This window comes from Lacipirellula sp., assembly GCF_965279485.1.
Lineage (GTDB): Bacteria > Planctomycetota > Planctomycetia > Pirellulales > Lacipirellulaceae > Lacipirellula.
In genome coordinates this window covers 4,365,984-4,381,179 of record NZ_CBDIIC010000002.1, presented here as the reverse complement: position 1 = coordinate 4,381,179, position 15,196 = coordinate 4,365,984, and the positions used below count along the sequence as shown (strand labels likewise).

Here is a 15,196-nt window from a genome sequence, read left to right as displayed (position 1 = left end):
GCGGCGAATCCCACGTCGCGTGCTGCGTTAGGCGGGCACAGGTTCGGCGGCAGGCAGGTCGAGCGATTGCCGCACTTCCACCCCTTCGCGGAACGTGATCGCAAAACTCGCGAACGAAATGCACGTCACCGCGATTCCCGCGATGAACAGGGCCGAGTGCCAATCGAGCCCCTCGACCTTCAGCAAAAAACCGAATGCCACGGCCCCCAGATTTCCGCCAGCGCCGACGATACCGCTCACTGCCCCCAGCGCCCGACGATTGATGAACGGCACGACCGCGTAGGTGGCGCCGTTCGACATCTTTACGAACATCGCGAACGTGATCATCAGCGGAATCGCCAGCGACAGCGTCGTCGCTTGCGAGAAGAGCATCAGCCCAATCCCCTCGCCGAACAGGGCGATGAACAGCCACTTCACCCGCCCATCAAGGCCCCAACGATTGCCGCAACGGTCGGCGATCAATCCGCCCACCGCGCGAGCGAACAGATTCATCCCGCCGAACATCGCCGCGATCATCCCTGCGGTCCGCAGCGCCTCGGCCTGCTCCAGCGTCTTGAAGTAGTCGAAGTAATCGATGAAGTAGAGAACCGCGATGTTGTCGATCGTCAGTTCCATGCCAAAGCAGGCGCCGTAGATGAGAAACAATGCCCACACCCGCCGATCACGGGCCGCTTCGCCGAACGCCCCCTTCGTCGCCTGGACGCGCGGTATCTTGCCGTCACCTCGTAGCTCGCGGAAGTTTCCCTCCGGCGTATCTTGCGTGAAGAAGTAGTAGGCGACGCCGGTGAGTGCACAGAGCACGCCGACGATCACCATCGCTACCCGCCAGCTCACAGCCTCAGTGAGCCCCCAGCCCACGAGCGTGGCAAACAGCAGCGGCATTGCCAGCTGCGTCACGCCGCCGCCAAGGTTGCCCCAACCCGCCGCCGTCGCGTTCGCCGTGCCAACGCAATTCGCAGCGAACATCCGCGACGTGTGGTACTGCGTGATGACGAACGACGCCCCAATCGCGCCGATCATCACGCGTAACAGCAGGAACGTTTTGAAATCATCCGCGAGCCCGATCGCCATCACCGGTATCGAACCGAGCAACAACAGCCCGGTGTACGTCAGCCGCGGCCCGATGCGATCGCACATCCAACCCGCCAGCAGCCGCGCGAAGACCGTCGCCGCGACCGAGCCGATGATGCACCAACCGACTTGCTCCTTCGTCAGCTGCAGCTCGCCGCGCACGACCGCCATCAGCGGCGCCACGCCGAACCAAGCGAAGAAGCATAGAAAGAAGGCGATCCACGCCATGTGGAACGCCCGCATGTTCGGCGTCGAGAGATTGAATAGTGCGAGACGCGTCGCTTTGCCGTCAGCTTCCATGGCGGAATCACTCAAGAGGTTCCATTGTGGATGGAGTGATCAGGGTTCCGCCAAACCGCTGATCACGCGTGTGGTGCGACCTCCGTTTGCAACCCCAGGGCCAATGAGCGCACCGAGCGCCGTTTCTTCGGAAGCCCGAAGCGATCTCGGCCATCCCTAAAAAAAACGCGTTCCGTCGCTGCCGCGTCTGTACGCACGACCGCACACCCCTTGGGCACCCCCCGCCGGCCGACACTTCGGAAATCCGAAGCTGACAAGTTTCATCTCCCGCCAGCAAGGCATTTCGCGGCCTTCCAACCCACTCGCACCTTTTTGGAACGCCATTTTCATTAGCAGTCGGCCATCCTCCGTTCGCCTCGATCTGCGTTCAGCAGTGGTTCCACACTGAAGCCCCACAAACCCACCCCCGCCTCAGCCCCTCGTTCCGCCGACGCCCTCATCCGGCGCCTCGGCCGGCGCTACATCTTGGTGCTGGGCGTCGTCGCCAGTTTGATGATCATCGACCAAGCGATCATCCAGCCGCTGCTCGTCCGCATGGACGCCTACGCCCCGGTGATCAACCTCGCTGGCCGACAGCGGATGCTCAGCCAGAAGTTGGCGAAGGCCGCGCTCGCTGCAGAATCTGCTCCCGATTCGCAACTGCGCGAAGCGAGCCGAGCGGAACTGAGCGTTGCCCTCGCCGAATGGATCGCTGCTAACGACGCCCTCCGCCACGGCAGCGACGAACTCCGCATCCCGCGCATCGTTTCCGCCGAACTCGAATCAGAATGGGCCGCGCTCGACCACGACTTCCAACCAATCGTCGACGCCGCGCAACAAATCATTGCCGGCAACGACGAACCGCCGCGGGCCGCCGCCATCCTCACGCACGAGGCTCCCTTCCTCGCGCGTATGGAGCAAATCGTCGGCCTCTTCGAGCTCGAAGCCGCTCAAGAGGTCGCCCGCCTTCGCATCTACAGCCTCGCCATCGCCGCCGCCGTCGCGTCGCTGCTCGTAACGCTCGGCTGGTTCGTCGTCCGCCCCGCCACCCGCGCGATCCGCACACAAGTCGACGAACTCGAGCATCGCGTCGCCCAGCGCACCGCCGACCTCGCCGAGATGGTCGCCTCGCTCCAGCATGAAGTCGCCGAACGGAAACTCGCCGAAGCGAACAGCCGCCGCCTCGCCGCGCAACTGAGCCACGCCGACCGTGTCGCTTCGATGGGCCATTTAGCGATCGGGCTCGCGCACGAACTAAATCAACCCCTCGGCGCGATCGCCAACTTCGCCGCGGCCAGCGAGGTGATTCTTGAACAATCGCCGCCCGCCGACGATCGCCGCCTGCACCAATACCTGCGGCAGATCTCCGAGGCATCGCTCCGCGCCGGCCAAATCGTCCACCGCATCCGCCGCTTCGTCGCCCGCACGAAGGACGACGCCAACGATTATGAGCCAGTCGACCTCGCCGCGCTCATCCGCGAAGTCGTCGACCTCTGCCAGTACGAGATTCGTCGCCATGAAACGACGCTCGACCTGCGCCTCGGCGAGCACCCCGTACAAGTCGCCGCCGACCCCATTGAAATCCAACAAGTGTTAGTAAATCTCGTGCAAAATGCCCTGCAGTCGATGCTGGCGATCCCCGCCGCGTCGCGCTGCATTGCCATCGAGCTGGAAGTCGACGACGATTGGGCAACAGTGAACGTCTTCGACAACGGCCCTGGCTTCGATGCCGCCGATCTCGAAGCCCCTTTCGCCCCCTTCCACACCACGAAGGCCGCGGGACTCGGCGTCGGCCTCTCGATCTGCCGCACGATCATCGCAGCCCACGGCGGCGACATCCGCATTCGCCCCGCCACGAGCGGAGCGCACGTCGCCTTCCAACTTCCCGTCACCCAGCCTAACGTTTCGCTCGCCAACGAAGCGGAGCCGTTTGAAATAATGGACAGGATCACAGGATGAAGCGGATCGACAGGATGCAAATACCGAAACAGCCATTCACGTTCGATCACGACTCGAAGCTCGCACGCTGATCCCGTCGATCCCATCCATCCTGTGATCCTGTCCAGTCTTCCAAATGACGCCAGCCACCCCACCCGCGCCGAAGCTCTTTGTCGTTGACGACGACGAACAAATGCGACAGTCGCTCGCCGCGCTGCTCGGTGCGCTGGGGCATGAAGTCGTCACGTTCAGCACGCCCGGCGGCTTTCATCGCTTCTACCGCCGCGAGATGCCCGGCTGTCTGATCCTCGACGTCCGGATGCCGCGGCAATCAGGCTTGGAACTTTACGAGCAACTCCTCCACGAAGGCAAACGACTGCCGGTGATCTTCATCACCGCGCACGCCGACGTCCCCACGGCCGTCGCCGCGATGAAGAGCGGCGCCGTCGAGTTCTTGGAGAAGCCGTTCGATCGCCAGACGCTCGCGAATCGCGTCGAGCGCGCGCTAGCGCTCGACGCCGCGTGGCGTTCCCAAGAAGCGGAGTTCGCTGCCCTCGTCACGCGCATCGCCGTGCTGAACGACCGCGATCGCGAAACGCTGACGATGATCCAAGCCGGCGAACCGAACAAAGCGATGGCCGCCAAGCTGTTCATCAGCGAACGAGCCGTCGAAATGCGGCGCTCGTCGCTGATGAAAAAGCTGAACGTCGCCAGCGTCGCCGAGCTCATCGACCTTACCGCCACGCACCGCCTGATGAGCGAACTCCGCCAATCGCGCGAGCTGCGGTAAGTCGTCTTCCGGAGACCACGCCGGAACCGAGCCATCCCCGCTGGCGGCCTATCCAAACGACTCCCTGTCCTTACGCGCGGCGTTGCCGCCGAACGCCAGCAGCCAGCGCGCCCATCAGCATCAACACGCAAGCGCTCGGTTCGGGAACTCCCTCCACCGCCACGGTGCTCGCCGCAACAAACCCGTACTGATTCTTCCAAACGTCCAGGTCGCTTGCATTCACGGCGCTGTCGCCGTTCGCATCGCCTTGCGGCTTGGTCGTTCCAGTTCCGAATCCTCGCTGCCAGGCTAGGAAGTCGCCGCCGTCGACGTCGCCGTCCGTGTCGAAATCGGCCGAACCAAACGTCGAATTGCCAAACAGCAAATCAAACGAGAACCCAGCGCCCGCGTCGTTCGTCGTTAGCGAAAGGCTGAACACCAAGTTCAAATCACCGCTCACGTTCCCCGCGCCGTTCGACCCGAGGTTGAGCACGTTGTCGCTGAGGAACGCATTCGCCGCGGCGACGCTGTTGAACGTCTGGTTCACGATTGGCGGGTTCGCCCCTTCGCGCTGGATCTGAAACGTCATCGAATCGAAGCCGGCGCCGACGACGTTGGTATCCAGCAACGCGACGATCAAATCCTGCCGAGGGTTGGCCAGCGTCGACAGATCAATCGCAAACGTCGCAGAACTCGTGTAGGTCCGATTGCCGGTCGCGCCGGCGGCGTACGCCCCGCCCAGCGTCACCAGGCCGAGCACTTCGCTCGTAGCGCCAGGCAACGAATCGCCCGCCAAATTGAAGTGCGGTTGCGAATTCGGATTACCTGCGAAGAAATTGGTAACGTCGGCCGCCGCCGGACTGCCGACGGCGTAGGCGACCGATTCAATCCCCGCGGCCGCGGCAGCGTCCAGCGCAGCGACGCCGACGCCGGAACGCGCGAAGGCTTGACTCTCTCCCGAGGTTGGCGCCGACGATTGCGATTGCAGCGACGTGATGAGCCCGCCGCCCGACAGGGCGGTAGCCGTCGACGTGCCGCTCACGCCGTTCGCGGTCGCCTGGGCGACAGCCGCGCCGCGTAGGCTCCGTTGCGAGAATGTTCCGCCCGTCGCGGTCGCGGTGGCATTGGCCGCTGCGCTGCTCGAGGCATTGGCGGTCGCGGTCGCGTCGCCCCCTCTGCCGCCCGGGCCGGAGCTCGAGGCGCCCGCGTTGCCGCCCGTCGCCGTAGCGGTCGAACTCGCGGCAAACGCGCCCAAGCTCGTGCCTGAACTCGTCGCGACGGCCGCACCGCCATTCGCGCCAAGGCCAGCGCTGCCGCCCACGATGCCGCCGCCGTTGCCGCCGGTGGCGTTAGCGCTGGCTGTCGTCGCGACCGCGCCGGTGAGGGCGAGGGTCGAGGTCGCCAACCCGCCCGCCCCCGTCGTGCCGCCGAGGCTACCGGCGGCGCCGTTGCCGCCCGTCGCATTGGTCGTGGCCGTCGTTCCCGTGCCGGTAGCGCGCGAGTACGTGAGATTGGAAGTCGACGCGCCGCCTGAACCCGCAGCCGCGCCCGTACCGGCGCCAGCGCCGCCGTTGCCGCCGACGGCGGTTTGATTGAGCGTCACGGCGCCGGTCGTAGAACCATCGGCGCGATTCACCAACGAGGCAGCCCCGCCAGCGCCGCCATTAGCGCCCCCGGAACCGGCGCCGCCGTTGCCGCCGGTCGAGTTCGCGTTGACGGTCACGGCCCCGCCGGCCGACGTGCCGCTCGTCAGGTTGAGAAACGGCGTACCGCCGGCGCCGCCAGAGGCCCCCGCGCCGCTCCCCGCGCCGCCGTTGCCGCCAATGCTGGTCGCCGTGGTGGAAACGGCGCTCGCCCCGCTCGAGATCGAAGATCCGCCGCTTGTCGCGCTGCCGCCTACGCCGCCGTTGCCGGAGGAACCTGCGGCGATCGCGCCGCCATTGCCGCCGGTCGCGGTTTGGGTTCCGGTCACCGCAGCGATTCCGGAGAGCGACAGCCCCGTCGTGGCCGTGCCGCCGAGTCCGCCGGCGCCCCCTCCGCCGCCATTGCCGCCGTTGCCGCCCGTGGCGTTAATCGTCGACGTCGTCGCGCCGCCGAGCACGCGTGCAAAAGTCAACTGCGAAGTCGCATTTCCGGCATTGCCGCCGGCGGCGCCGGTGCTCGCGCCGCCGTTGCCGCCGATCGCCGCTTGCGTGTAGGTCAGGCTCCCCGACGAGGTTGCCGTCGCGAGTTTGTCGACTAGCGAAACAGAAGCACCGGCGCCGCCCGCTGCGTTGCTGCTTCCCGCGCCGCCGTTGCCGCCGGTCGAGTTCACCGTGCCGGTGAGGTTACCGCTCGTTGCGACGAGCGATAGCGACGACACCGTGGCCGCGCCGCCGTTGCCGCCGAATAATCCGCCGCCCTGACCAGCGCCGCCGTTGCCGCCGACGGCGTTGATCGTGGCCGTCGCGGTTCCCGTACCACCTGCGGTTACTGAACCGCCCGCGGTCGCGCTGCCGCCATTGGAGCCGCTTCCCAAGGAACCCACCGCAATCGCCCCACCGTTGCCGCCCGTCGCGGTTTGAGTCGTCGTCACCGCGGCCGCGCTCGTCACCGCGCCGCCGGTAGTCGCCGAACCGCCCTGGCCAGCTGCCGCACCCGCGCCAGCGCCGCCCGCGCCGCCGGTCGCAGTAACCGTGGTCGTCGTCGCCAGCCCGCTCGCTCGCGAGACATTCGAGATCGAGGACGCATTTCCGGCCACGCCGCCGCCGCCCGTTCCGGTGCCGGCGCCGCCATTGCCGCCGATCGCCGCTTGAGTGAACGTCAGCGTGCCCGTCGAGGTAGCGGGAGAAAGCTCGTCCAACAACGATGAAGACGCCCCGGCGCCGCCGCTGGCACTGTTGCTTCCAGCGCCGCCGTTGCCGCCGGTGGCGTTGATCGTGCCGGTGAGGTTGCCGCTCAACGCAGTGAGCGTGAGGGCCGAGATCGTCGGCACGCCGCCCGTTCCGCCGGTGAAGCCGCCCCCTTGCGCCGCGCCGCCGTTACCGCCCACGACGTTCAGCGTGGCCGTCGCGGTTCCCGTTCCGCCCGCCGTCGCGGCCCCGCTGCCAGTCGCAGCGCCGCCATTCCCGCCGCTACCGGTCGACCCGACCGTGATCGCACTTCCGTTGCCGCCGGTCGCGGTCTGCGTCGCGGTAACTGCCGCGGCTCCGCTGAGAGTGACTCCTGTCGTCGCCGTACCGCCGGCGGCAGCAACGCCCCCACCGGTCCCGCCGCCCGCGCCGCCCGTGGCGTTGAGCGTCATCGTCGTGGCGCCGCCGCTGGCGCGCGTGAGATTCGCTTGCGAAGCGGCGTTGCCCGCGGCGCCGCCGTTGCCCCCAGCGCTGGCGCCGCCGTTGCCGCCGACAGCCGCCTGCGTGTAGGTCACTGTTCCCGAGGTCGTTGCCGACGTCAACTCGTTGCTCAGCGCTGCATTCGCCCCCGCGCCGCCGCTAGCCCCGGTGGCGCCTGCGCCGCCGTTGCCGCCCGTCGCGTTGACCGTGCCGGTGAGATTGCCGTCGACGCCCGCCAACGTGAGCGCTGACACATTCACGGCCCCGCCGGCGCCGCCAGTGAACCCGCTCCCCTGGCCGCCGCCGCCGTTCCCGCCGACCGTATTGATCGTGGCCATCGCGGCGCTCGTGCCAGCCGAGGTCGCCGATCCGCCAGTGGTCGCTGCACCGCCGGCCCCGCCGCTCCCGGTCGAGCCGACGGAAATCGCGCCACCGTTGCCGCCAGTGGCGGTTTGCGTACCGGTGACCGCCGCGGCGCCCGTCAGATTGAGACTCGTGTCGGCAGCCGCTCCGGACCCTGCGGAACCGCCGCCGCTGGCGCCGCCGCCGTTGCCGCCGGTCGCATTCGCCGTTCCCGTGGTCGCTCCGCCTACGGCCCTGGAGAACGTCAAATTGGACGTTGCCGTCCCGCCATTGCCGCCGCCTGCGCCGGTGCTCGCTCCGCCGTTTCCGCCCACCGCGGTCTGCGTCATCGTCGTCGCGCCCGTCGTGGCCGCAGTCAGTCGGTCGACAAGGGTCGCCGCGGCGCCGGCGCCGCCCGCCGCGTTGTCACTACCGACGCCGCCGTTGCCGCCCGTGCCGTTGACGATTCCGGTCACGGCGCCGCTCACCGAGCTAAGGTTGAGCAGGTTGACGGTGATTCCGCCGCCTAGGCCGCCAGAGAATCCCCCGCCGCGGCCGGTGCCGCCATTGCCGCCGACGGCATTGAGCGTCCCCGACACCGTTCCCGCTCCGCTCGATGTTCCGACGCCTGCGACCGCCGCCAAGCCGCCCGCAGCCCCGCTGCCGGGGAATCCAGTGGCAATGTTGCCGCCCGTGCCGCCCGCGGCGGTTTGCGTGAAGGTCACGTTCGCTGCGCCCGTCAGCGAGATGTTCGATGTGGCGACGCCGCCGGCCCCTGCCGTGCCGCCGCTGGCTTGACCGCCGTTTCCGCCGATCGCGCTCAACGTGCCGGTCGTGTTCCCGCCGCTCAATCGGCTGTAGGTCAGCGTGGAAGTCGCATTGCCGCCTATCCCCGCTGGAGCGGCGCCAGCGCTCGCGCCGCCGGCCCCGGCCGTCGCCGATTGCGACAGCGTGACGGCGCCCGAAGTCGTCGCCGAGACCGCGTTGTTGAGGACGACGGAGCCGCCGACTCCCGCTTGAGCGCCGAAACTTCCCGCTCCGCCAATGCCGCCAGTCGCGCTCACCGTCGCACTCGCCGGACCGTCAACGGACGTTGAAGTCGCGGTGGCATTCGCCGTACCGCCCGCCCCGCCGGTCCCGCCGGCGTCGCGGCCCGAACCGCCATTGCCGCCCGTGGCGTTCGCCGTCGACGAAGCGTTGCTTGTCCCCGTCGACGTGACGGTGGCGTTCGAAGTCGCTGTGCCGCCGCTGCCACCGGCGCTGCCGACGCCAGGCGCTCCACCGGCGCCCGGGGCCCCAGCGCTGCCGCCGTTGCCGCCCACGCCGCCCGTCGAGGTCGCCGAGACCGTCGCATTGCTCGCCGGTGGGGTTCCGTTCGCCGTCGCGGTGGCGTCGCCGCCCGCGCCGCCGGGACCACCGTTGCCGCCGTTTGCGCCCGCGGCGTTGCCTGCACCGCCGTTGCCGCCGCCGCCGCCAACGCCGCCGTTCGCGGTCGCCGTGTTGCTGGTGTCGGTGGAGGTGGCGTTAGCCGTCGCATCGCCGCCATCGACGCCCTGCCCGCCGTTGCCGCCGGGGTTTCCAGCCGAGCCATTCGACCCCACTGTCCCATTCGTGCCGGTATCGGTGGAGGTCGCCGCCTCTACCGCCGCCGCCCCGGCCACCAAGCTCGCGATCGTGAGAAAAACGCCGCGCGAAGCACGGGCGCAATTTGTCCAGAAGTCCCCACGTCTCGTTTCCAATTGGCTGGCTGGATGCATGTGATGTTACCTCTGGTAGTTGAGTATGAGACTCGCGGCCCATGGCTCGTGCCGCGTCTGCTGGTTCCTGGATCACCTGACAAGCAGCCAGTCATGCTCGAAACGCCGCGTTGTCGGGTCCGCGTCATGCGGAGCAAATCAGGAGAAAGTGCGAAAAACCAGCGAAAAAGTGCTATTTCAGTGAGTCAATCCACATCAGCGCCGGAAGTATGGCCGGTTGTTGCAATGCAGGTCAAGGAGGGCGTCAGTCCCCCCACATTAGCTAGCAACGAGAATCGTGTCAGCAAATAGCCAATCGATGTCTCCAGATAATCGAAATGCCGCGTTTTTGGCGACTGTGAGACTTCCTAAGCGACGACGTCGAGCATGCGGTCCCTTCGGCAACTGCTCAAAATCGTGCGTCTAATGATGCACGTCATGCCTTGGAAGCCCGGCGCCGCGAGATCGCAACGCTCAATCCCGCTGCTAGCAAGAGGCCGCTCGCTGGTTCCGGCACATTCGCCGCGGCCGGCGGGGCGCCCACGCTGCCATTCTGGCGTTGCCAGACGAGGAAATCGGCCCCGTCGACGCGACCGTCGCCACTGGCGTCGCCTTGGGCGTGCGAAGCGACGCCGCTCGTGCCGTATCCTGTCTTCCAGACGGCAAGGTCGGCGCCGTCGACGACGCCGTTGCCGTTGAAATCGCCCTGCATCTCGACCGCAGCGACTTGGAGCACGAGGTCGCCAGCGGCTGCGTTGAGCATCCAGTCGACGCGCCAGCCGTCGGCGATCGTGTTGAGCGCGGCGGCGTTGGCGAACATGCCGGAGAGCGAGTCGGCCTGGAGGATGACAAACTCGTCGTTGAGCTGCGGAAGGAAATCGCCGAGAAGTGAAACGTTGAGCTGACCGCCGGTGAGCGCCGCGTTGCCGGTGACGATCAGTTGATCGTGCAATTGTCCGCTGGCAATTTCAACGTTAAACCGTCCGCCGCCGCCAAACGTGAGATCGCCGTCGACGGTGAGTGCCGAAGCGCCCGGGGCCACGGCGCCGCCGTCGGCAACCACGAAGTCGTTGCGGAGGAAACCGTTTCCGCTGATCGACTGCCCAGTCCCCAGCGTCACCGTCATCGGCGCGTCGTCCAGGCGCAGCTGCAGCGAGCGACCGGCGTCGACATGGAGCGAGGCGGTGAAGAGGAGTTCGTCGAGCCCTCCGCGGGCGACGTTGAGGACGGAGTTCGTCTCCGCGGCGAGAATCGTACCACCAAGTTCGACGAGGCCTCGAGCCGTCCCCTGACGCCGACCAAGCACGAGTTCAGAATCCGCGCCGACATGCAGCTGCCCCAAGAATCGCGTCGTTTCGTTGCCGGCGGTCGTCAGCGGCGCCGCGCCTAGGTACACCGGACCCGTGAGATTCAATCCCCCGATGTAGGAAGCTTTCGTCACGCGCAGAGCGCCAGTCAATCGGCTTTGCGAGCTCCCGCGCAGCGTGCCGCCGTCGAGAATCACCTGATTGGCGAAAGCGACGCCGCTTCCGACCGAGTCGTAAGAAAGATTGAGCGTACCGCCGGAGTGGACGTTAACGTCCCCTGAACCTAACGCCTGCGGACGATAGGCGGAAATCGCGGCTTCGTAGATGTGGACGTCGCCCGTGAAATCTGGATTGTCGCGGCTGATGCCGAGCGTCGCATCTCGGCTGAAGTCGCCCGAGTCGAAATACTGAATATCGCTGTGAAACGACAGATCGCTGTCGCCGGAAAGGGGGCCGGCGAGCGACGGCGTTGGATTAGTGAAGATTCTCATCGTGATCAGCGTCGACGGAGCCGTGATCGAGATGGGGCCGGAAAGTTTGAAGAATTCGAGTTCACCGCCGTTTAGCTGAATGGGATTCGCGGCGACGGCGTCCTGCTCGATGCGCAGGCGTCCGCCGTTCACCTGGAATTTTGCCGCCGGCAGTCCCGCAATGGTCAAGATTCCGTCATCGACCGCAACCGTACCGGTGTAGGAGGGGTCGGCAGGTACAGGCAACTTAATTGATGCCGTGCCGATGGTCGATTTGCGAATCGGAAAGTCACCTACCAATTTCGAGGATTGAACGTCGCCATACTCGAGGTCGATTTGCTCGAACTCGAACTGGCCGTTTGCAACAAACGAGCCCCCGCCGGCAACGCGGAGTTTTCCTAGCTGCTTGACCCCGGTCGATGCGTACGCAAGTTCCAAGTTGCCCCCCACAACGTCGACGTCGATGTCGCTGGGAAGCGAATTTTCGCTCTGGAAGGTTGTTGTATTCTCGTTGACGGTCAGCTTACCTGTGAACGAATTGGCGCCGCCGACTCTCCCGCCGGCGATGGTGACGTTGAGCGGCCCATCGGCGCCGTCGACGATGTTGGCCAATAGCGTGACGCCGTTATGCAAAATCAACTCGCGTCCCGACCCGGCTGTGATATTGCCGTTACGAATTTCGCCGCCCCAGGCGCTGACGCCGCCCGATGCGACCGTGAGCGTATGGCCTGCCAAGTCGACAATGCCGTCGCGCTCGACGAGCAACGCCTTCACCTCTCGATCGGCGGCAAGGACCGGCCGGCCTGTCGCCGGAACTCCGACGACGTCGTTGGTCGTTGCGGTGTTCAGGTTCGATTTGATGGAACTGCGATTCATGGCGCGAATCTGGCCATTGATGACTTCGCCGAATAACTCGTAATAGGGCCCGCCCCACGGCGTCGTACCGTCTCGGACCGTCATCCATGGAAGGAGGCCGCCGACGTTGTCGGGAGTCTGCGTCACTGCGATCGGACTGTTAATCTCGACGAAGAGAGTGGCCCCCGTTTGCCGTTCGATTCGATTGGCCGATAACGCCGTCGATCTAGACTCGATGTAGGAGTGCCCCTCAGCGAAACGGAGCGTTCCGAATGCTTCGGCGGCGCCGCCGAACGCGCTGAGCGAACCGCCGCGAAACTCAACCGGGATGTTGGCGGCAATTCGGTCGATGTTGAGCGCGCTTTCTTGGTTGTCGAGCAGAAGCGTGCCGTCGAAGGTCCCTTCGCTTTCGTGTAGCACGATCGCCGAGGTTTGGGCGAGTCTGCCGTTGCCGGAGAGTTCAACATAACCCTGTCGCACGTCGGTGGCGCCAGTGTACGGGTTCAGGGCGTTCGTCATCCGGACGGCGACGCCGCTGCCCCAGGTGGTGAGCGATCCGCCGCTGACCTGTCCCTCGATGCGAAGCAAGCCATTTCGGGTGTTGCCGCCGCCGCCGATGATCGATCCGTTGGGACCGAGGTCAAGCCGTCCGGTCATCGTCGTTGAACCGCCGCAACAATCTCCCGCCATGTAGAGGCCGCCGCGGCTCTGCGGTCCAACGGCGTCTTCCAGATAAATGTCGTCGGCAATGAGCGGGACGCCGTAGACGCTAAGCTGAGCGCCACGGGCAACGCGCGTGGCGCCGGCGGCCGTCCCGAGTCCGTTGGCGTAAGCTTGGAGTACTCCCTGTTCGACAATGATTTGCCCGGCGAACTGCGGCATGTCGGCGAGACTCGCGCCCGCGAAGGTCGTCTTGCGAATGGTCGGAGCACCGGTGAAGGCGCCTTCCAATCGGCCGTCCTGCAACTCGATCTCGCCTGCGACGTGGAGCGTTTTTCCAGCAGCGACGATGACCCGTGCTTGGTCGCGTACCTTCAACGCCTCGACGCTTGTATTGGCGTTGATTAGCAGCCGCCCTTGAGCCGCTTCGGAGAGGCCGGCGAATGACGAGGGGACGTTGACCGCCAACTGCGGCTCGCCAGAGTTGCTGAACTCGTTGACAAGCATCTTCGGCAGACGAGGCACGCTCGCGTTCAAGTTGATGCTGCCGTTGCCGCCGACGAAAAGTTTTTCGTTCGTCGAAGCGTTGACGTTCAGCGTGCCGTATCTAACGACAGTTCCCCAATCTGTTGCGCCGAAAGCATTCGAGGAATTTGCATTGACGACGCCGCTAGTGACGGAGGCGAGACCGCTGAATGTGCTCTGCCCATTAATCGTTTGATCGTTCTCGTAGTATCCCCTGAATTCGACGTCGCCTTGCCCGGAAATAACGCCGGTGAACCGCCCGCCGCTCAGTGCGGCGACGCCGGTCGTTTGGTCCAGAACGATGGGGCTGGAAACTTGGCCGAAGTTATCGATGGTTCCGCGATTGATTCGAATCGGCGTCGTGAGATTCAGGTCGCTGCGTTTGATCGAAAGCGTACCGCCGTTGATCTGCACTGGTCGCGACGCTGCCTGCAGATTCTCGATGACGGTTTCTCCGGCCAGCAACACGAGCTTGCCGGTGAAAGAATTCGGCGTGGCCAGTACGGTCGTTTGCGAACTGGTGTTGGCGATGATGAGGTCGCCTTCGTTGGCGATCGGTGCGCCGTCCACTTGCATGGTTCCGCGAAGAGTCACGCTTCCCGTCCCGACAATGCCCCCTGACAGCCTGCCGCTACTCGAAACCAAGGCATTGGTTGCATGGTCGAGCGTGATTTGTTGCGCGTAATTGACGCCGCTCGGAAGGTTGACGGTCCCGCTTCGCAGCGTGAGCGCCCCCGCCGTGGAACTGGCGGCGGTGAAGTTCAGCGTTCCGCCGTTGACGTACATCGGCTCGGCGGTCGCCACGCCGAGATTGAGCGTCCCGCCGTTCAGCGTCGTCCCTGCCGTGGTCGCGCCCAATGCCGTCGACGAAGTTACGTAGACAGTTCCGGCCGAAAGATAAGTCTGCCCCGTATACGTACTGTTGCCGCGTAGGTAGAGCGCATCGCGCGATTGGTTGTCAATCGTCAGGTCTCCGTTGCCGGAAATCGCGCGGTGGATGTTCGTGAGGCCGAGCGTTTGCTCGACCTGGCCGCCGCCTTCACGAGGGGGGAGATTTATTAAAGGATTGCGCGGCCGATGAATCGTCGCCGAACCTGAGATTTCAATCGTACCGATAAGGTCTTTGTTGGCGATTTGCACCACGCCGCCGTCGATCTTGAGCGGCTCGACGGTCGAGTGCTCGATGACGAGTCTGCCTCCGGATCGGATCGTCGTCACTCCGGCGGCCGCGCCGAGCGCGTAAGCGTTGCCGGCGATCACGACGCCGCCAGTGATCTCCAGGTCGCCGGCCCAAGCGGCGTTCGCGCCTGCCAATCGCAACGTGCCGGCGCCTGTTTTGACGAGTCCCCCCGCGGCGCCGATGGCTCCGTTGAGATTCAGCGTCCCTTGCAGCGCCACGTCGGCCCGAAGCAACTCGGTTGGCGCCCATGCCAAGGGTGCGGCGATCGCGACGTTCAAATCGCCGGCGCTCGGCGTCAGCCGGAGCAGCAGTTCGCCGGCGCCGTCATGCGCGAAATTGAGCGGTCCAGCCCCGGTGAAATTAAGCGTTCCGCGGCCGTTCAAAAGTAATTCTTCGAGCGTCGCCGCGCTGCCAAGCGTCACTCCGCCGACGGCATCGGGGGCAAGCCGAACTTCCGCGTACTGCCCTGCTGCGTTGGGAACTCCGTTCGACCAGGCGTTGGCGTTGAACCAATCAACCGTTCCCGGCCCAACATTGAGGACGCTGGTTTGAGCGTTACTACGCGGGAGCGAGGTGGCGCAGCAGATCGCTGCTAGCGCTAGCAAATGGATGCTTAGAGACGAGTTTTTCGAATTCATTGCTGATTTAGCGGCGTTCCGTGACCTAGACCGAGTGATTCGCATTCTAACGAGTAGCTGCGAATACCTCAAATCGGGCATGATTTACTACATATTCGCCGCCAAAGGCTGAGCA

The 15,196-nt window shown here is 65.5% G+C and carries 5 protein-coding genes; 2 read left to right on the top strand and 3 right to left on the bottom strand.

All coding sequences use genetic code 11. The features are described from left to right. Nucleotides 1-27: 27 nt before the first annotated feature. Nucleotides 28-1,371: an MFS transporter gene (locus ACQY7R_RS24995; RefSeq protein ID WP_428308272.1), complete on the bottom strand. Its 1,344-nt coding sequence runs from the start codon at nucleotides 1,369-1,371 to the stop codon at nucleotides 28-30. Nucleotides 1,372-1,863: 492 nt separating this feature from the next. On the opposite strand from ACQY7R_RS24995, the gene ACQY7R_RS24990 reads away from it, so the two are divergent. Further along, complete coding sequence (locus ACQY7R_RS24990; protein WP_428308271.1) at nucleotides 1,864-3,309, top strand: ATP-binding protein; 1,446 nt, start codon at nucleotides 1,864-1,866, stop codon at nucleotides 3,307-3,309. A gap of 115 nt (nucleotides 3,310-3,424) precedes the next feature. Next, entirely contained in the window at nucleotides 3,425-4,078 is a 654-nt protein-coding gene (locus tag ACQY7R_RS24985; RefSeq protein ID WP_428308270.1) for a response regulator transcription factor, read from the top strand. A 70-nt stretch (nucleotides 4,079-4,148) separates the two neighbouring features. Here ACQY7R_RS24985 and ACQY7R_RS24980 read toward each other — a convergent pair whose 3' ends face one another. Then, nucleotides 4,149-9,467, bottom strand: coding sequence for a beta strand repeat-containing protein (locus ACQY7R_RS24980; RefSeq protein WP_428308269.1), 5,319 nt, complete (start codon nucleotides 9,465-9,467; stop codon nucleotides 4,149-4,151). 415 nt (nucleotides 9,468-9,882) lie between these two features. Next, the gene (locus ACQY7R_RS24975) at nucleotides 9,883-15,081 is read right to left on the bottom strand and encodes a dockerin type I domain-containing protein (protein ID WP_428308268.1); all 5,199 of its coding nucleotides are present in this window, start codon (nucleotides 15,079-15,081) and stop codon (nucleotides 9,883-9,885) included. Nucleotides 15,082-15,196: the final 115 nt, after the last annotated feature.